The sequence below is a fragment of the Streptomyces doebereineriae genome (genome assembly GCF_031845645.1).
In the GTDB taxonomy this organism is placed as follows: domain Bacteria; phylum Actinomycetota; class Actinomycetes; order Streptomycetales; family Streptomycetaceae; genus Streptomyces; species Streptomyces canus.
Window position 1 is genome coordinate 48,130 of sequence record NZ_JAVREZ010000029.1, and the last position, 16,902, is coordinate 65,031.

At 70.9% G+C, this 16,902-nt stretch carries 17 protein-coding genes; 11 read left to right on the forward strand and 6 right to left on the reverse strand.

Annotated elements, in window-relative coordinates; genetic code table 11:
* Positions 1-35: 35 nt before the first annotated feature.
* A complete protein-coding gene (locus RNB18_RS46485) occupies positions 36-989 on the reverse strand; it encodes an EamA family transporter (RefSeq protein WP_311720217.1) in 954 nt (317 codons plus the stop codon).
* A gap of 104 nt (positions 990-1,093) precedes the next feature.
* On the opposite strand from RNB18_RS46485, the gene RNB18_RS46490 reads away from it, so the two are divergent.
* On the forward strand, positions 1,094-1,606 hold the full coding sequence (locus RNB18_RS46490) for a MarR family winged helix-turn-helix transcriptional regulator (protein ID WP_311720218.1): 513 nt from the start codon (positions 1,094-1,096) through the stop codon (positions 1,604-1,606).
* On the opposite strand, the gene RNB18_RS46495 is transcribed toward RNB18_RS46490, so the two are convergent.
* Positions 1,603-3,042 (reverse strand): FAD-dependent monooxygenase, encoded by a 1,440-nt coding sequence (locus tag RNB18_RS46495; protein WP_311720219.1) that lies wholly within the window; start codon positions 3,040-3,042, stop codon positions 1,603-1,605. The two genes, RNB18_RS46490 and RNB18_RS46495, sit on opposite strands and share 4 nt — an antisense overlap.
* Before the next feature lie 113 nt (positions 3,043-3,155).
* Here RNB18_RS46495 and RNB18_RS46500 point away from each other — a divergent pair, with 113 nt between their 5' ends.
* Complete coding sequence (locus RNB18_RS46500; protein ID WP_311720220.1) at positions 3,156-3,749, forward strand: TetR/AcrR family transcriptional regulator; 594 nt, start codon at positions 3,156-3,158, stop codon at positions 3,747-3,749.
* Positions 3,750-3,831: 82 nt separating this feature from the next.
* Here RNB18_RS46500 and RNB18_RS46505 read toward each other — a convergent pair whose 3' ends face one another.
* The 3 genes from RNB18_RS46505 to RNB18_RS46515 all read right to left on the reverse strand — a co-directional run bounded on the left by RNB18_RS46505 (position 3,832) and on the right by RNB18_RS46515 (position 6,471).
* Complete coding sequence (locus RNB18_RS46505) at positions 3,832-4,122, reverse strand: hypothetical protein (RefSeq protein ID WP_311720221.1); 291 nt, start codon at positions 4,120-4,122, stop codon at positions 3,832-3,834.
* 81 nt (positions 4,123-4,203) lie between these two features.
* Positions 4,204-6,258, reverse strand: coding sequence for a 4-alpha-glucanotransferase (gene malQ, locus RNB18_RS46510; RefSeq protein WP_311720222.1), 2,055 nt, complete (start codon positions 6,256-6,258; stop codon positions 4,204-4,206).
* Complete coding sequence (locus RNB18_RS46515) at positions 6,259-6,471, reverse strand: hypothetical protein (protein ID WP_311720223.1); 213 nt, start codon at positions 6,469-6,471, stop codon at positions 6,259-6,261. It lies immediately after the preceding gene.
* 151 nt (positions 6,472-6,622) lie between these two features.
* Between RNB18_RS46515 and RNB18_RS46520 the strand changes: the two genes are divergently transcribed.
* From RNB18_RS46520 to RNB18_RS46530, 3 genes are read left to right on the forward strand one after another with little or no spacing between them, the layout of a single operon-like run.
* Positions 6,623-7,156 (forward strand): PadR family transcriptional regulator, encoded by a 534-nt coding sequence (locus RNB18_RS46520; RefSeq protein WP_311720224.1) that lies wholly within the window; start codon positions 6,623-6,625, stop codon positions 7,154-7,156.
* A complete protein-coding gene (locus RNB18_RS46525; RefSeq protein ID WP_311720225.1) occupies positions 7,153-7,851 on the forward strand; it encodes an ABC transporter ATP-binding protein in 699 nt (232 codons plus the stop codon). Before RNB18_RS46520 ends, RNB18_RS46525 begins: the two co-directional genes overlap by 4 nt.
* The gene (locus tag RNB18_RS46530; protein WP_311720226.1) at positions 7,848-9,242 is read left to right on the forward strand and encodes an ABC transporter permease; all 1,395 of its coding nucleotides are present in this window, start codon (positions 7,848-7,850) and stop codon (positions 9,240-9,242) included. The genes RNB18_RS46525 and RNB18_RS46530 overlap by 4 nt, the downstream gene beginning before the upstream one ends.
* Before the next feature lie 81 nt (positions 9,243-9,323).
* Here the strand turns inward: RNB18_RS46530 and RNB18_RS46535 are convergent, their stop codons facing one another.
* The gene (locus RNB18_RS46535; protein ID WP_020116449.1) at positions 9,324-9,860 is read right to left on the reverse strand and encodes an HNH endonuclease; all 537 of its coding nucleotides are present in this window, start codon (positions 9,858-9,860) and stop codon (positions 9,324-9,326) included.
* 282 nt (positions 9,861-10,142) lie between these two features.
* On the opposite strand from RNB18_RS46535, the gene RNB18_RS46540 reads away from it, so the two are divergent.
* The 6 genes from RNB18_RS46540 to RNB18_RS46565 all read left to right on the forward strand — a co-directional run bounded on the left by RNB18_RS46540 (position 10,143) and on the right by RNB18_RS46565 (position 16,902).
* Entirely contained in the window at positions 10,143-11,252 is a 1,110-nt protein-coding gene (locus RNB18_RS46540; protein ID WP_311720227.1) for a mechanosensitive ion channel family protein, read from the forward strand.
* A gap of 147 nt (positions 11,253-11,399) precedes the next feature.
* Positions 11,400-12,239, forward strand: coding sequence for a hypothetical protein (locus RNB18_RS46545; protein ID WP_311720228.1), 840 nt, complete (start codon positions 11,400-11,402; stop codon positions 12,237-12,239).
* Between the two features lie 204 nt (positions 12,240-12,443).
* The gene (locus RNB18_RS46550; RefSeq protein WP_311720230.1) at positions 12,444-13,637 is read left to right on the forward strand and encodes an ROK family transcriptional regulator; all 1,194 of its coding nucleotides are present in this window, start codon (positions 12,444-12,446) and stop codon (positions 13,635-13,637) included.
* A gap of 54 nt (positions 13,638-13,691) precedes the next feature.
* Positions 13,692-15,035: an ABC transporter substrate-binding protein gene (locus RNB18_RS46555; protein ID WP_311720231.1), complete on the forward strand. Its 1,344-nt coding sequence runs from the start codon at positions 13,692-13,694 to the stop codon at positions 15,033-15,035.
* Positions 15,036-15,037: 2 nt separating this feature from the next.
* Positions 15,038-16,006: a carbohydrate ABC transporter permease gene (locus RNB18_RS46560; protein WP_311720232.1), complete on the forward strand. Its 969-nt coding sequence runs from the start codon at positions 15,038-15,040 to the stop codon at positions 16,004-16,006.
* 2 nt (positions 16,007-16,008) lie between these two features.
* Positions 16,009-16,902, forward strand: a complete 894-nt coding sequence (locus tag RNB18_RS46565) for a carbohydrate ABC transporter permease (protein ID WP_311720233.1) — start codon at positions 16,009-16,011, stop codon at positions 16,900-16,902.

Genomic DNA, 16,902 nt, shown 5'->3' on the forward strand with positions numbered 1-16,902 from the left:
GCCCTCGCGCCCCTGCCATCGCGGCGCCGGACCCGTCAGGTCCGCCTCAGCACCGGACTCGTCAGATCTGCCGAAGCCTCTCGGCGATTGCTCTCACCGGAGCCGAACGACCGGCCGACCGCGGGCCGCACCCCCAGCTGTCCCGCCACCGTCGCGCCGAAGGCCAGCGTCATGCCCGCCAGTTGGACCGGTGTCAGGGTCTGCCCGAGCGCCGCCCAGCCGACGACCGCGGCGGTCAGCGGGGACAGCGGGCCGAGGAAGGTGACCTGGGTGGCGGTGAGACGGCCGATGCCGCGGAACCAGAGCCAGTACGCCACCGCCGTGTTCGCCAGCGCGAGGTAGAGGTAGCCGCCGGCGGCACGGCCGTCGAGGGCGGGCGGGGCGCCCTCGACGAGGAAGGCGAGGGGCGCGATGAGCAGGCCTCCGGCAGTGAGCTGCCAGGCGGTGAGGGCGAGCGGGCCCACGCCGTCGGGGCGGCCCCAGCGCTTGGTCAGCACGGTGCCGGCGGACATGGAGGCGGCGGAGGTGAACGCCGCCGCCACGCCGACGACGTCCAGGGCCCCGGCCGCCCTGAGCACGACCAGGCTGACGCCGAACGCGGCCACGAGTCCGGTGAGCACGCTCCTGGCCGTGGGCCGCTGTCCCAGCAGCACCGCCGACAGCCCGACGACGATCAGCGGCCCGACCGACCCGACCACCGCGGCCATCCCGCCCGGCAGCCGGTACGCCGACAGGAACAGCAACGGGAAGAAGGCCCCGATGTTCAACGCCCCGAGCACAGCCGCCTTCCCCCACCAGACCCCGCGCGGCAGCACCCGGGCGAGGGCGAGCAGCACCAGCCCGGCGGGCAGGGCGCGCATCATTCCGGTGAACAGGGGGCGGTCGGCGGGGAGGAACTCGGTGGTGACGGCGTAGGTGGTGCCCCAGGAGACGGGGGCGAGGGCGGTGAGGAGGACGGTGGCGGTGCGGTTCATGGTCGGCGTACTCATGGGTCCCCCTCATCACTGGTTTGGCAGAAAGTAGCTTACTCCTAAGCTACTTTTCCGCAAGCAACTTTCTTGCGGGCGACCCGAAGCTTGCGGATACTCGGCACATGAGTGCACAGCGCAAGGACGCCGTCGACGCGATCATCGACCAATGGGCGGCCGTGCGGCCCGACCTCGACACCAGGGCCATGGAGGTCTTCGGGCGGATCTACCGCCTCTCCCGCACCATGGGCGATCGCGCGGAGAAGGCGTACGCCCCCTACGGCATCTCCCGCGGCGAATTCGACGTCCTCGCCACCCTCCGCCGCGCCGGCGAGCCGTACGCCCTCTCCCCCCGCCAGCTCTCCTCGACGCTGATGCTCACCACGGGCGGCATGACGGGCCGTCTCGACAAACTGGAACGCGCCGCCCTCCTCCGCCGCTCCCCCGACCCCCACGACCGCCGAGGCCTCCAAGTGACCCTGACAGAGAAGGGGTTGACCGTCGTCGACGAGGCGGTGGGAGCGGGCCTGGCGGCCCAGACGCAGGTTCTGTCCACCCTCGACGACGAACAGGCCGACCAACTGGCCGACCTGTTGCGGGAGTTGCTCGCGGGCACACAGGGATCACAGCAGCACTAGTCACCCACGTGGGCGGCCAACGCCGCCTGCACGGCCGCTTCGTCCGCGCCCTCCGCCGCCCACCCCACATACCCGTCAGGCCGTACCAGCACAGTCGTGCGGCGTTCGCTCGCCCAGCGCTCCACCGTGAGGCGGCCCTTGTGGGCGCCCCGGTCGTCGTGGCCCTCGGGGGTGATCAGGACGAAGTGGCCGCCACGCAGGGACTCGTGGAGGCGGCCGCCGTCCGCGAAGGCCACATCGGGGACGCGGGTGCCGGTCAGGGGGTGGGAGCCGCGGGGGGCCGCATACCGGTAGCCGATGCCGGTGAGCCGACCGAGCATGCGGCGGCGGGCCGGGGCGGCGTGGTCGAGGACGGTGGTGAGGGTGGCGCGCAGGGCCAGTTCCCAGGGGCGCTTGGCCATCGCGAGACGGACGATGCCGCCGCTGCTGCGCAGGACCGACCTGCCGACGGGGTGGCGTTCGGACTGGTAGGTGTCCAGGAGTTCGGGGCCCGCGTGGCCGCCCATCACCTGGGCCAGCTTCCAGCTCAGGTTCGCCGCGTCCTGGAGGCCGGTGTTCATGCCCTGGCCGCCCGCCGGGGTGTGGACGTGGGCGGCGTCGCCGGCCAGGAAGACCCGGCCCACCCGGTAGGCGGGGGCCTGGCGTTCGTCGCTGTGGAAGCGGGACATCCAGCGGGCGTCGTGCATCCCGAAGTCGCGGCCCAGGGCGAGCCGGGTGACCTCCTTGATCTCGTCGAGGTCGAGGGGCTCGCTGTCGGGGACGTCGCGGGCGCGGTTCCAGGCGATGACCCGGTGGTAACCGTCGCCGAAGGGGGCGATGAAGGCGAACGCATCACCCACGGCGTTGACGGTGAGCAGGGTCTCGGGCCGCTCGGCGAGGCGCACGTCCGCGAGGACCACCGAGCGGATCACCGAGTGGCCGGGGAAGGGCAGACCGATCGCGTCGCGTACGGCGCTGCGCATGCCGTCGGCACCCACGAGGTACTCGGCGCGGAGGGACTCCGTGGACCCGTCCGGGCCCCTGACCTCCACCGTCACGCCGGTCCCGTCCTGGGACAGGCCCGTCACCTCGGTCTCGTACCGGAAGTCGACGCCCGCCTCCACCGCCCGCCGCTCCAGGGCCTTCTCGACCTCGTACTGCGGGAGGACCAGGAGGTGGTTGAAACGGGAGGGGAGGTCGTCGAGGTCGATGGTCAGGCGGCCGAACAGGCGGAGTTTGTCCAGACGCTGCCCGAGCGCCTCCAGGCCGTCGGCCAGGGCCCGGGCGTCGAGCTGTTCGAGGGTGCGGGCGTGCAGGACGAAGGCGCGGGAGAGGTTGCTGATCTGGTGCGGGCGCCTCTCGACGACGGTGACGGGGACACCGGCGGTGGCCAGGTCACCGGCCAGGAGCAGGCCGGTGGGGCCGGAGCCGACGACGATCACGGGGGTGCCGTTCATGGTGGCCTCCTGTTGCCAACGCTTGTTTGCCAACGCTCGTTGACGAAAGTAGCGGCGTTACCAACGGACGTCAACACTTGTTGGCCAACAGATGTTGGCCTAGGCTCACCGGCATGAACGGCAGCAACAGCGCAGACTCCGGCTCCCCAAGCGTGCGTCGCCGCTCCGACGCCACCCGCACCGCGATCCTCGCCGCGGCCCGTGAACGTTTCGCCGCCGACGGGTACGAGCGCGCCACCATCCGCGCGATCGCCAAGGACGCGAGCATCGATCCGTCCATGGTGATGCGCTACTACGGCAACAAGGAGGGACTGTTCGCGGCGGCCGTCTCCGTCGAGCTGGAGCTGCCGGAGCCCGGCTCACTGCCCCGGCACGACATCGGCCGCGCACTCGTGACGCGCTTCCTCGACCTGTGGGAGGAGAACGAGGTGCTCACCGCGCTGCTGCGGGTCGGCGCGACCAATCAGGCGGGGGCCGAGCGGATGCAGGGCATCTTCCGGGAGCAGGTGATGCCGGTCGCCCTGCGGGTGTGTCCGGACCCGGAACAGGCCCCCGCGCGGGCCGCGCTGGCCGCCACGCAGTTGCTGGGGCTCGCACTGACCCGGTACGTCCTGCGGTTTCCACCGACCGTGGCGCTGGCGCGCGGTGAGATCGTGGCGTGGCTCGCGCCCACGGTGCAGCGGTACCTCACGGCGCCGAGCCCCTGAGAACGCACCGGAGCGCCGGCCTCGCCCACGTACGGCTGAGGCGCGTACGTGTGGCGGGGTCGGCGCCCCGGGAACGGCTTGGTCAGGCCTTCGATCCGGCCTTGGCCCCGGCCGGCTTGGTCTTGATGTTGCGGGTGGTCACCCGGTGCTCTTCCTTGGACTTGTCCAGGACCATCACCAGGCCGGCGATGACCGCGAACAGCACGAGCGGGGCCACGACGAAGAGGCCCAGCGTCTCGATGACGCTCAGGCCCGAGCCGGGGTCGTCACCGTCGTCGCGGACCAGCGCGGAGGCGGGGGACGACATGAGCAGCATCATCAGCGTCGTACCGGCCACCAGGGCGCCGGCGCGCAGGGCGTTCTTCTTGTCCACGGAGTCAAAGTATCCAACCGCGGTTCGGGCCGCGCGCCCGGGGTGCCGTATGAGGCGCCCGCGCCTTGCGAGCGCCCGCCACTACGGCGTCCGCAGCACCTCCACCAGGGCATGCAGTCGCGGCGACGCCGCCAGGTCCTCCAGCGTCACCACCCGCCCCTCCCCGTCCGCGATCGGCAACCGCCAGTTCGGATACTGGTCCCAGGTCCCCGGCAGGTTCTGCGGCCGGCGGTCCCCCACCGTGTCCGGCAGCCAGATGCCCACCATCCGGGCCGGGGTGTGCAGCAGGAACCGGTGGACGGCCTGGATCTGGGCCTCCTCCGAGGAGGGGTCGGCTCCGCCCCCCGTGCCGTGCAGCAGACCGAGACGGGCCAGCAGCTCCAGCCACTCCCCCGCGTCCGCCGAGGCCTCCGCGCGTTCCTCGTCCAGCGGACGGGTCAACAGGCCGAGACTGTCCCGGAGTTCGACATGCTCCCCGGTGAGACGAGACGCCGTCGGCGGCAGGTCGTGCGTGGTCGCCGTCGCCAGACAGTCCGCCCGCCACCGCTCGGGCGGCAGCGGACGCCCGTCACCCTCCCAGTCCCGTTCGAACCACAGCACCGACGTCCCCAGCACCCCGCGCTCGCGCAGCACCTCCCGCACACCGGGTTCGACCGTGCCGAGGTCCTCCCCGATCACCACCGCCCCGGCCCGCGACGCCTCCAGGACGAGCACGGCGAGCATCGCCTCCGCGTCGTAGCGGATATACGTGCCCTCCGTCGGCGGCCGCCCCTGCGGGACCCACCACAGCCGGAACAGGCCCATGACATGGTCGATGCGCAGCGCGCCGGCGTACCGGAACAGGGCCCGCAGCAACTGCCGGTACGGCGCGTATCCCGACTCCGCCAGCCGGTCCGGGCGCCATGGCGGCAGCCCCCAGTCCTGGCCGCGCGCGTTGAAGGCGTCCGGCGGCGCTCCTACGGACATCCCGGCCGCGAAGTACGCCTGCTGGGCCCACGCGTCCGCGCCCTCGGGATGCACGCCGACCGCGAGGTCGTGGACGACACCCACCGGCATCCCCGCCTCCCGCGCGACCCGCTGGGCAGCGCCGAGCTGGCTCTCGGTGAGCCAGGCGAGGCGGGAGTGGAAGTCGACGCGGTCCATCAACTCACCGCGGGCACGGGCCGTCTCGGCCGAGCGCGGGTCCCGGAGGCCGGCCGGCCAGCGGCTCCAGTCCGAGCCGTGCACCTCCGCCAGCGCGCACCAGGTGGCATGGTCCTCCAGGGCCTCGCCGCCCTCGGCGAGGTAGTCGGCGTAGGCGGCGCGGCGGCCGGGTCCGAGAGGGACCTCGCGGACGAGTTCCAGCGCCTCCCGCTTCAGCTCCCACACCGCGTCCCGGTCGATCAACGCGCCCTTCTCCAGCACCGCTTCCCGCAGCCGCTCGGCCCGCTCGCGCAGGGCCCGCAGCCGGTCGGGGTCCGCGACCTGGACGTACTCGGGGATGTCCTCGATCCGCAGGTGCACCGGGTCGGGGAAGCGGCGCGAGGACGGCCGGTAGGGGGACGGGTCGGTGGGGGCGCCGGGCACCGCCGCGTGCAGCGGGTTGACCTGGACGAAGCCGGCGCCGAGGGCGCGCCCCGCCCAGGAGGTGAGTTCGGCGAGGTCGCCGAGGTCGCCCATGCCCCAGGAGCGGTGCGAAAGCAGGGAGTAGAGCTGGACGAGCAGGCCGTACGACCGCCCGGGCGGCGCCGGCAGCCGGGGCGGGGCCACGATCAGGTGGGCGTCGGCGGTGCGGCCGTCGGGGGCGGTGGCGGTCAGCCGGTGGACGCCGGGCGGGAGCTGGTCGGCGGCGGCGCGGATCTCGCCCTGTTCGGTCGCGATACGCAGCCGGGTGCCCTCGGGCAGGTCGCCCACGAAGGCGGGCGGGCTGCCGCTCCAGCACACCACCGTCGGCGGCAGCAGGCGCTCACGCAGCTCACGCTCACGGGCGGCGAGCGTGGCGGCAGGGTCGCCCGCGTCGACGCCGAGGGCGGCCAGGGCCAGCGTGACGGCGGTGGCGGAGGCGGCGACCGTACGGTCCGGGGAGGGCTGGTAGGAGGTGGCGACGCCGTACGACTCGGCGAGGCGGGACAGCTCCGGACCGGGGGGCGCCGTCATCTACGGCTCCATGTATGCGTCGGACTCGCTGATCAGGTGGGCGGCGTCGGCGAGCGGCGGTTCGCTGGTGAGGGGCTCGGCGTCGGGCAGGGGCGGTTCGCTGGTGAGCGGGGTCTCCGTGCAGGCGCCCTCGGCGCTGAAGACACAGAAGTGTTCAGCGGGCGCCTCGGGTTTGGACAGGGCCGAGAGCAGAAGGTGTGCCGATGCGGCCACGGGGGCCTCCTTGTCGAGTACGACGACGGGGGTTACCGCAGGCCTACCCACAGGACGCGACCGCAGACGTACTGGAGGGGAGAACGTGCTTTTCATCATGGTGGGCGATCACTATTCACTCAATACATATACGTGATGCATACTGATCGCCATGAGCACCCGTCACATCCTGCTGGGGCTGCTCGCCGGAGGGCCGAGCCATGGCTACGACCTCAAGCGACGCCACGACGACCGTTTCCCCGAGGCCCGTCCACTGGCCTACGGGCAGGTCTACACGACCCTGCAGCGCCTGGTCCGGGACGGCCTCGCCGAGGTCGACGGAACCGACTCGGACGGCGGCCCGGAGCGCACCATGTACCGCTCGACCGAGGCGGGGACGCGTGAACTGGCCCAGTGGGCCGGGCAGATCGCCCCACCCGCACCCTTCGTGACCAACGAGATCTTCGCCAAGGTCGTCGTCTCGATCCTGGCCGGCGGCGACCCGGACGCCTATCTCCGGGCCCAGCGCGCCGCCCACATGGCCCGGATGCGGGAGCTCACGGCGGTCAAGACCGCCCACGGGGCCGACCTCGCGACCGTGCTCTCGGCGGACTACGCCCTCAACCACCTCGATGCCGACCTCCGCTGGATGAACACGACGGCGGCCCGGCTCACCACTTTGACCGCGGAGGTCGACTCAGCATGAACACCACGGGGGAGAACCCGGTGCCGCTCCTCACGGCCCGCGACCTCGTCAAGACGTACGGCAGGTCCGAGGCCCTGCGGGGCGCCTCGGTCGGGCTGGACGCCGGCGAGATCCTCGCCGTCACCGGCACCAGCGGCAGCGGGAAGTCGACGCTGCTGCACTGCCTGGCCGGGATCGTGCGACCGGACGCCGGTTCGGTGGCGTACGGCGGTGAGCGCCTCGACGAGCTGCCCGAGAAGCGGCTGAGCGAGCTGCGCCGTACGGAGTTCGGCGTGGTCTTCCAGTTCGGGCAGCTCATCCCCGAACTGACGGCGGTCGACAACGTGGCGCTGCCGCTGCTGCTCGCGGGCCTCTCCCGGGCCGACGCCCACACCCGGGCCGGTGAGTGGCTGGAGCGGTTCGGGGTGCGCGGGCAGGCCGGTCTCCGGCCCGGCGAGATGAGCGGCGGCCAGGCCCAGCGGACCGCGCTGGCCCGCGCCCTGATCACCGGGCCGAAGGTCGTCTTCGCGGACGAGCCGACCGGCGCGCTGGACTCCCTGGCGACCGAGCAGGTCATGACGGCCCTGGTCCACACGGCCCGCGAGGCCGGCACGGCGGTCCTGCTGATCACCCATGACGCCCAGGTGGCGGCGTACGCGGACCGCGAGGTGCGGATGGCCGACGGAGCCGTGGCCCCGGTGGGGGTGACGGCATGACGACCGCCCTCGAGGCGCGGAGCGGCAGCCCGCTGGCCGCCGATCTCCGCCTGGCCTGGCTGCTCACCCGCGGTTCCGACCGGCGGGAGTGGTGGCGGATCGGGCTCACGGCCGTCGGGGCGGCGCTCGCGACGGGGATCGGGCTGGCGGTCGCCGCGCTGAACTCCCTGGACGGGTACTACTCCGTGTCCTTCGGGGCCGGACTGCTCGATTCCGCGAGCGACCGGCGGAACGTGAGTCTCGTCCTGGGGCTGCTGCTCGTCCCGGTGCTCGGGTTCCTCGGGCAGTGCGCCCGCATCGGCGCGGTGCACCGGGACCGGCGGCTGGCCGCGCTGCGGCTGGCGGGGGCCGGTGCGGGGCAGGTGCGGCGGATCGCGGCGCTGGAGTCGGGGCCGGCCTGCCTGGCGGGTTCGCTGACGGCCACGGCCGTGTTCGTACCGCTGCTGCTGCACGTGTGGGCACGGCCCACCGCGCTCGCCTGGACCGGTATCGCCCTGGTCGCCCTGGCCGTTCCGGTGCTGGGCGCGGCCGTGAGCGCGCTGTCGCTGCGGCGCGTGGTGGCCTCACCGCTGGGCTGGGTCCGGCGGGTACGGCCCGTGTGGGGTCCGGGGCGGACCCTGCGGGCGGTGATCGTTCTGCTCGGGGTCACGGCGCTGTTCCTCGGTGTGTCGTCGGTCACCGGCGGCCCCGTGCGTCTCGCCCTCGGCCCGCTCGCGCTGTTCGCCGTCGTCCTGGTCGTCGGGGCCGCGACGGTGTCGCTGGCCGGTACTGCGGCCCGGCGGCTGGGCGGGGTCCTCGCGGCCCGGGCCCAGAGCCCCGCGCTGCTGATCGCGGCGGAACGACTGCGGGACGACCCGTGGGCCGCGGCCCGCACGCACGCCGCGGTGCTGCTGGTGACGGTCGTGGGGGCGGGGTTCGTGGGCGTGCGTCAGGTGCTGCTGGCGGTCCTGGACACCATGCACCGCGAGGGGACGCTGGGCACGGACATGGCGTACTACACCACCGGCATCGACCTGACGGCCGCCGCGATCCTCGTCGCCCTCGCACTGACCGTGACGGGGCTGGCCGTCGGCACCGTCGAGTCCCTCGCCACCCGGCGCCGGGGCCTGGCCGCCCAGGTCGCCGCCGGGGTGCCGTACCGGGTGCTGGCCAGGGCGCTGCTCCTGGAGACCGCGCTGCCGCTGGCTCCCGCGGTCGCCGTGGCGGGTGTGGGCGGTACGGCGATCGGCGCCTGGTACGCCTCGCTGACCACGCACCACACGGGCACGGGCCTGCCATACGCCGCTCTCCTGGTCCCCGTCGCGGTGTACGCGGCCTGCCTGCTGGCCGCCGCCACGTCACTGCCGCTGCTGCGCCGCTCGGTCCGCCCGGCGGAACTCAGGCACACGTGACCAGGTGATACTCCGGTCCCGGAGGTACGGGGGGCCTCCGGGACCGGTCGCCGTGCGGCAACACAAAGGCCCGGATCGTCGTCAGGCAGAGATGCCGTCGATCCGGGCCATGGCGTCTTCGGCGCCGTACGGTTGCAAGTACGGCAGCCAGCGTGGGTCCCTGTGCCCGGTGCCGATGATGCGCCAGGCCAGACCGGTGGGCGGGGCGGGTTTGTGGCGCAGCCGCCAGCCGATTTCGAACAGATGTCGGTCGGCCTTCACGTGGTTGCAGCGCCGGCAGGACGCCACCACGTTGTCCCAGACGTGCTTGCCCCCGCGGCTGCGCGGGATGACGTGGTCGACGCTGGTTGCGACGCCACCGCAGTACATGCACCGGCCCCCGTCGCGGGCGAAGAGCGCCCTGCGGGTGAGAGGAACGGGCCCCCGATAGGGAACCCGGACGAATCGCTTGAGCCGGACCACGCTGGGTGCGGGGACTGTGACGGTCGCGCTGTGCATGAAGGCGCCGGATTCCTCGAGGGAGACCGCCTTGTTCTCCAGGACGAGGACGAGCGCGCGACGGAGCGGTACGACGCCGAGGGGCTCGTACGACGCGTTGAGTACCAGGACATGCGGCACGGATGCCTCCTTGGGCGTCGGCGGCGCGTGGCTCGCGCCGGGACGAACTGAGGTCAGTCTCCCCTCTCTACCGCGAGAAACGCCACCATGTGCCGGTAACGGGCTGGGAGTGTTTTCGACCACACCTTTCTTCATCCCCAGGTGAGAGCCGTCTCTCCCCCGGACATTGCAACGATCCACACACGATGCACCGTTAGTGTGGTGAGCCTGCTTTACCGGTGACCTTTTCGTGACCTTGACCGCCGTACCGGAAGGCAGACGCAGCACCTGGAGGTACCTGCCGTGTCCTTGTCCGCCGTCCTACTGGCCGCGAGTCCGTCGCCGTCGCCGTCCCCCTCGGACACCTCGACGCCGGCCGTGCCGAGTCTCCAGGACGCCCAGGAGAGCGCGACGAACGCCGCGAGCTGGGTCGAGCAGAACTGGTCGACCTGGCTGGCGATCAGCCTGCGCGTCCTGCTGATCCTGGTGATCGCCGGGGTGCTGAGACTGGTCGTGCGGCGGGCCATCACCAAGCTCATAGACCGGATGAACCGCACCGCCCAGGCGGTCGACGGCACCGCGATCGGCGGACTGCTCGTCAACAACGAGCGCCGCCGGCAGCGCTCGCAGGCCATCGGCTCGGTGCTGCGCTCGGTGGCGAGCTTCATCATCATGGGCACCGCCGCCCTGATGGTCCTGGGCGCCTTCGAGATCAACCTGGCCCCGCTGCTCGCGTCGGCCGGTGTCGCGGGCGTGGCGATCGGTTTCGGCGCCCGCAACCTCGTCACGGACTTCCTCTCCGGCGTGTTCATGATCCTGGAGGACCAGTACGGCGTCGGCGACACCATCGACGCGGGCGTGGCCTCCGGCGAGGTCATAGAGGTCGGCCTGAGGGTGACCAAGCTCCGCGGCGACAACGGCGAGATCTGGTACGTCCGCAACGGCGAGGTCAAGCGCATCGGCAACCTCTCCCAGGGCTGGGCGACGGCCGGCGTGGACGTGACCGTCCGGGCCTCCGAGGACCTCGACAAGGTGAAGCGGGTGCTGAGCGAGGTCGCCGAGAAGATGAGCAAGGAGGAGCCCTGGAACGAGCTCCTGTGGAGCCCGATCGAGGTCCTCGGCCTGGACAGCGTCCTGCTGGACTCCATGGTCGTGCGGGTCTCCGCCAAGACGATGCCCGGCAAGTCCCTCACGGTCGAGCGTGAGCTGCGCTGGCGCATCAAGCGCGCCTTCGACGCGGCGGACATCCGCATCGTCGGCGGCGCGGCCGCCCTCGCCGACGAGGAGGCCGCCGACCCGACCGCGGCGGTCGCGGCACCGTCGGTCTTCTCCAACTCCGAGTCCCCGCAGGCCGCGGCGGCCTCCCCGCTCGCGCCGGCATCGGGGGCGGCGCAGCGGCCGGCGGCGAAGTGACGACCGGCGGTGCTGCGGCGAACTCTCACCGTCTTCACGTGAACCCCACGTTCCGGTCACGGATGTGATCGACTAGCGTCACCCCCACAGCGGGCCCTTGTTCTGGAGCGCAACGCCCAGGGGCCCGCTTCGAATGTGGGGAAACACATGAGAAAGCTCGCCATAGGCATCGCCGCGTCCGGTGCCCTGGCACTGACCGGTCTGGTCGCGCCCGTAGCGTCCGCGGCCGACTCGCCCGACCTGGTCTTCTCCGCCGTCACGGTCAACAGCGGCAAGGCGGTCGTCGTCGGGACCGCCGCCACCGTGAAGGTGCCGGTGACGTACACCCTCACCCGCCCCTCCGACCTGACGGTCGACTACAAGACCACCTTCGCCGGCGTCCTGCTCTACCGGGGCACGCTCAGCAGGATGGCGAACGAGATCGACCCCGAGGACGTCCCCACCTGCACCACGACCGCGACGACGGACACCACCGTCACCGAAGCGTGCAAGGAGACCCTGGCGATCGCCCCCGCGGACTACCTGTACTCGGCCTCGGACGCCACCACCTGGAAGGCGGCCGGCATCTACAGCACGATCGACCAGGACGACGACGACTCGGACGGTCACATCCACCTCGGCTACAACTACGACGCCTGGGGTCCCCTCGGCAGCGGCGTCCAGATCAAGCGCGCCGCCAGAGTCACCGTCAACGCGTCGCCCGAGCCGGTGAAGAAGGGCGGGACCATCACGGTCACCGGCAAGCTGACCCGGGCCAACTGGGAGACCGGCACGTACACGGGTTACACCACCCAGAAGGCCACCCTTCAGTTCCGGGCCAAGAGCGCCACCAGCTACACCACCGTCAAGACGGTGACCTCCGGGACCGGCGGCGCGCTGAAGACGACGACGAAGGCCACCAAGGACGGTTTCTACCGCTACGTCTTCGCGGGGACGACCACCACCGGCTCGGCGACGGTCGCCGGCGACTACATCGACGTCAGGTAGGCGCTCACTCCCGCCCCTGGACCGCACCTCGACCACCCCTCGACCGCCCCCGCAGGTAACGACTCCGTTTCCTGCGGGGGCGGTTTGTCGTTCCCCCCTTGACGGACAGGTGGTCCAGACCTATGTTCCGATGCATCCGATAGGAAACCTTCCTAACAGTCGCCGGACAGTACAGTCGTCCGGCAGTCACGGAGAGGGGCACCCATGGCAGGCACACCACGCACACTCCGCGCCATGAACGACCGTGCCGCGCTCGACCTCCTGCTGGAGCACGGCCCCCTCTCCCGTACGCGGATCGGCAAGCTCACCGGCCTCTCCAAGCCGACCGCGTCCCAGCTCCTGGCCCGCCTGGAGGCGTCGGGCCTCGTCCTCGCCACCGGTACCACCGAGGGCAGGCCCGGTCCCAACGCCCAGCTGTACGAGGTCGACCCGACCGCCGCGTACGCCGCCGGGCTCGACGTCACCCCGGAGCGCATCCTCGCCGCGGTCGCCGACATCACCGGTCGCACGGTGGGCTCCTTCGAACTGCCGACCCCGGGACGCAGACCCGCGCAGCCCGTCGTCCGGCAGGTCACCGACGCCCTCGACGGCGCGGTCAAGGCGGCGGGACTCGCCCGCGGTGACGTCCACCGGCTCGTCATCGGCACCCCGGGCGCCTTCGACCCGGGCACGGGCCGGCTGCGCTACGCCTCCCACCTGCCCGGCTGGCACACCCCCGCCCTCCTCGACGAACTCGCCGCCGCCCTGCCCATGCCGGTCGAGTACGAGAACGACGTCAACCTCGTGGCCCTGGCCGAACAACGGCTCGGTGCGGCCCAAGGGCACGAGGACTTCGTGCTGCTGTGGAACGAGGGCGGTCTCGGTGCCGCCCTGGTCCTCGGCGGACGGCTGCACCGCGGCTGGACCGGCGGCGCGGGAGAGGTAGGTTTCCTGCCGGTTCCCGGAGCACCCCTGGTGCGGCAGGTGAGGAAAGCCAACAGTGGTGGCTATCAGGAGCTTGCGGGCTCCCAGGCCATCCCCCACCTCGCCCGTGAGCTCGGCATGACGGACATCCCCTCGGGGCCGTACGCCGAGGTCGCCGCCGCCCTCGTCGAGCGCGCCGCCACCGAGGACACCGTCCTGAACCGGCTGCTCCTGGAGACCTACGCCACCCGTCTGGCCACCGGTCTCGCCTCCCTCGTCTCCGTCCTCGACCCCGAACTCGTCGTCCTCAGCGGCGCCTCGCTCACCGCCGGCGGCGACACCCTGCGCGCCCTCGTCCAGGCCGAGCTGGAGGAACTGGCAGCCTCCCGCCCCCGGCTGGTCGTCGGCGACGTCCATGAACACCCCGTGCTGCGCGGCGCGCTGGAGAGCGCGCTCGCCGCCACCCGCGACGAGGTCTTCGACACCTCACGCTGAACCCCCGTACCCACCCCCCTCTTCCACGCCGTCCCGTCCCTGGGAGATCCCGTCATGCGCACAGCCATACCCTCAGTCGCCCGAAAAGCGGCCTTTGCCCTGACCGTGTCCGCGGTGCTCGTCACCACCGCCTGTACCGGCCAGTCCTCCTCCGGCGCCGAGGACGACGCCTCGAAGGAGACGACCATCAACTTCTGGCATGCCTGGAGCGCGGACTCCGAGGTCAAGGCCGTGAAGACGCTGGTCGCCGGCTTCGAGAAGGCGCACCCCAACATCCACGTCAACGTCGTCGGCAACATGACCGACGACAAGATCAACCAGGCGCTGCGCACGGGCGGCGGCAAGGCCCCGGACGTCATCTCGTCGTTCACCACGAACAACGTGGGCAAGTTCTGCTCCTCGGGTGCGCTGGTCGACCTCAACCCGTTCTTCAAGAAGTCGGGCGTCGACCCGGAGAAGACCTTCCCGGCCGCGATGAACGAGTACACGCAGTTCGACGGCGACCGCTGTGCCGTGCCGCTGCTGGGCGACGCGTACGGGCTCTACTACAACAAGACCGCGTTCGAGAAGGCCGGCATCACCTCGCCGCCCAAGACCTGGTCCGAGTTCGAGGCGGACGCCAAGCAGCTGACGATCACGCAGGGCAGCACGTACAAGCAGCTCGGTTTCATGCCGAACTACCACGGCTGGGAGACGACGACCGAGCACTACCTCGGCCAGTTCTCGCCGAAGTACTTCGACGCCGGCGGCAAGTCGAACGTCGCCAAGGACCCCGCGTTCAAGGCGGCGTTCACCCTCCAGAAGAAGCTCGTCGGTGACCTCGGCGGCTACCAGAAGCTGGAGAAGTTCCGCGCCACGCTGGGCGACGAGTGGGGCCCCAAGCACCCCTTCCAGACCGGCCAGGTCGCCATGCAGCTCGACGGTGAGTGGCGGCTCGGCATGGCCCTGGACGCCAAGCCCGGCTTCGAGATCGGTGTCGCCCCGCTGCCCGTCCCCGACGACCAGGCGGACCAGTACGGCAAGGGCTACATCACCGGCACGATCGCCGGCATCGCCGCGAACAGCACCAAGCAGAACGCGGCCTGGGAGTTCGTCAAGTACATCACCACGGACACGGACGCGGTCGTCGGCTTCTCGAACGACATCCACAACGTGCCGTCCACGCTGGCCGCCCTCAAGTCGCCGAAGCTGAAGTACGACCCGCGCTTCAAGACGTTCCTGGACATCGCGGCGAACCCGAACTCGTCCTCGTCCCCGGCGTCGATCAACGGCGGTGTCTACCTCGCCACGATCCAGAATTTCGGCTACGACTACGAGAGCGGCAAGGTCACCGACCTGGACAAGGGCCTCGCCGACACGGCCCAGCAGATCGACACGGACATCGCGCAGGCGAAGTAGCGATGAGCACCGTCACACTGGCGTCGAAGCGCCGCAGGTCTGGCCTCGCTGCGAAGCGGCGGAAACAAGCACTGCGCACGGCCGCCTTCATGTCGCCCTGGTTGATCGGCTTCACGGTCTTCTTCGCCTATCCGCTGCTCTCGACCGTCTACTTCTCGTTCATGCACTACGACGGCTTCAAGCCGCCGACCTGGAGCGGGACGAAGAACTGGACCTACGTCTTCGAGCACTACCCCTACTTCTGGCCGGCTCTGCGCAACACCCTGTGGCTGGTCGTGGTGATGGTCTCCCTCCGGGTCGTCTTCGGCCTCGGGGTCGGCCTGCTCATCACGAAGATCAAGACGGGCACGGGCGTCTTCCGGACGCTCTTCTACCTGCCGTATCTGGCCCCGCCCGTCGCGGCCACCATGGCCTTCGCGTTCCTCCTCAACCCCGGTACGGGACCGGTCAACTCGGTCCTGGAGAAGATCGGCATCCCGGCCCCCGGCTGGTTCAACGACCCCACCTGGTCGAAGCCGGCCCTCACCCTGCTCGCCCTGTGGGGCATCGGCGACCTGATGGTCATCTTCATGGCGGCGCTGCTCGACGTGCCGCAGGAGCAGTACGAGGCGGCGGAGCTGGACGGGGCGTCGGCGTGGCAGCGGTTCCGGTTCGTCACCCTTCCCAACATTTCGCCGATCGTGATGTTCGCCGTGGTCACCGGCGTGATCCAGACGATGCAGTACTACACACAGCCACTCATCGCCGGAAAGGTCGCCTCGGGCGTGATCCAGGGAGCGGGCACGCAGTTCGAGCCCGGCTATCCGGAGAAGTCCACGCTGACCCTCCCCCAGCTCGTCTACAACCTCGGCTTCCAGCGCTTCGACTACGGCTCCGCGTGTGTCGTCGCCCTCGTCCTCTTCGCCCTGTCGATGGTGTTCACCGCGTTCCTGATGCGGCGCCGGGGCGGTCTCATCCAGGCAGGTGACTGACCATGACCCAAGTACTGGACCGGCCGGTGGAGTTGAAGACGCCGGCCTCCCCCGCCGAGCGCACCGCCCGGCGCAAGGCCGCCCTGGAGTGGGTCGCGATCCACTCCCTCGGCCTGGCCGCGGCCCTCTTCTTCACGCTGCCCTTCGTGTTCGTGTTCCTGACCTCGCTGATGAGCGACTCCCAGGCCCTCAGCCGCGATCTGATCCCGCACACCTGGGAATGGGGCAACTACCGGCGGGTCTTCGACACCCCGGGCTTTCTGACCTGGTGGCGCAACACGCTGATCTACGCGGGACTGGGAACAGTCCTTACGGTCGTGTCGTCGATCCCGGTGGCGTACGCGCTCGCCAAGTTCCGCTTCCGGGGCCGCAATCTCTCCCTGATGCTGGTGATCTCGATGATGATGCTGCCGCCACAGGTCGTCATCATCCCGATGTACCTGTTCTGGGCGAAGCAGCTGGACCTGTCGGGCACCCTGTGGCCGCTGATCATCCCGATGGCGTTCGGGGATGCGTTCTCGATCTTCCTGCTCAGGCAGTTCCTGATGACGATCCCGAACGAGTACGTGGACGCGGCGAAGGTCGACGGCTGCGGCGACTTCCGCACCCTGATACGGGTCGTGATCCCCATGGCGAGGCCCGGGATCGCCGCGGTGGCCCTCTTCCAGTTCTTCTACGCCTGGAACGACTACTTCGGCCCGCAGATCTACGCCTCGGAGAACCAGAACGCCTGGACGCTGAGTTACGGCCTGGAGTCCTTCAAGGGCATGCACCACACCGACTGGAACCTCACCATGGCCGCGACCGTGCTGGTCATGGCCCCTGTGATCCTCGTGTTCTTCTTCGCGCAGAAGGCGTTCGTCGAGGGCGTCACGCTGACCGGAGTGAAGGGTTAA

Bases quoted from the DNA above. Each gene is read 5' to 3' on its own strand.
- RNB18_RS46555 (WP_311720231.1), top strand. From the start codon at position 13,692: ATGCGCACAGCCATACCCTCAGTCGCCCGAAAAGCGGCCTTTGCCCTG.
- RNB18_RS46565 (WP_311720233.1), top strand. From the start codon at position 16,009: ATGACCCAAGTACTGGACCGGCCGGTGGAGTTGAAGACGCCGGCCTCC.
- RNB18_RS46545 (WP_311720228.1), top strand. From the start codon at position 11,400: ATGAGAAAGCTCGCCATAGGCATCGCCGCGTCCGGTGCCCTGGCACTG.
- RNB18_RS46550 (WP_311720230.1), top strand. From the start codon at position 12,444: ATGGCAGGCACACCACGCACACTCCGCGCCATGAACGACCGTGCCGCG.
- RNB18_RS46500 (WP_311720220.1), top strand. From the start codon at position 3,156: ATGAACGGCAGCAACAGCGCAGACTCCGGCTCCCCAAGCGTGCGTCGC.
- RNB18_RS46530 (WP_311720226.1), top strand. From the start codon at position 7,848: ATGACGACCGCCCTCGAGGCGCGGAGCGGCAGCCCGCTGGCCGCCGAT.
- RNB18_RS46485 (WP_311720217.1), bottom strand. From the start codon at position 989: ATGAGTACGCCGACCATGAACCGCACCGCCACCGTCCTCCTCACCGCC.
- RNB18_RS46560 (WP_311720232.1), top strand. From the start codon at position 15,038: ATGAGCACCGTCACACTGGCGTCGAAGCGCCGCAGGTCTGGCCTCGCT.
- RNB18_RS46495 (WP_311720219.1), bottom strand. From the start codon at position 3,042: ATGAACGGCACCCCCGTGATCGTCGTCGGCTCCGGCCCCACCGGCCTG.
- RNB18_RS46520 (WP_311720224.1), top strand. From the start codon at position 6,623: ATGAGCACCCGTCACATCCTGCTGGGGCTGCTCGCCGGAGGGCCGAGC.
- RNB18_RS46525 (WP_311720225.1), top strand. From the start codon at position 7,153: ATGAACACCACGGGGGAGAACCCGGTGCCGCTCCTCACGGCCCGCGAC.
- malQ (WP_311720222.1), bottom strand. From the start codon at position 6,258: ATGACGGCGCCCCCCGGTCCGGAGCTGTCCCGCCTCGCCGAGTCGTAC.
- RNB18_RS46490 (WP_311720218.1), top strand. From the start codon at position 1,094: ATGAGTGCACAGCGCAAGGACGCCGTCGACGCGATCATCGACCAATGG.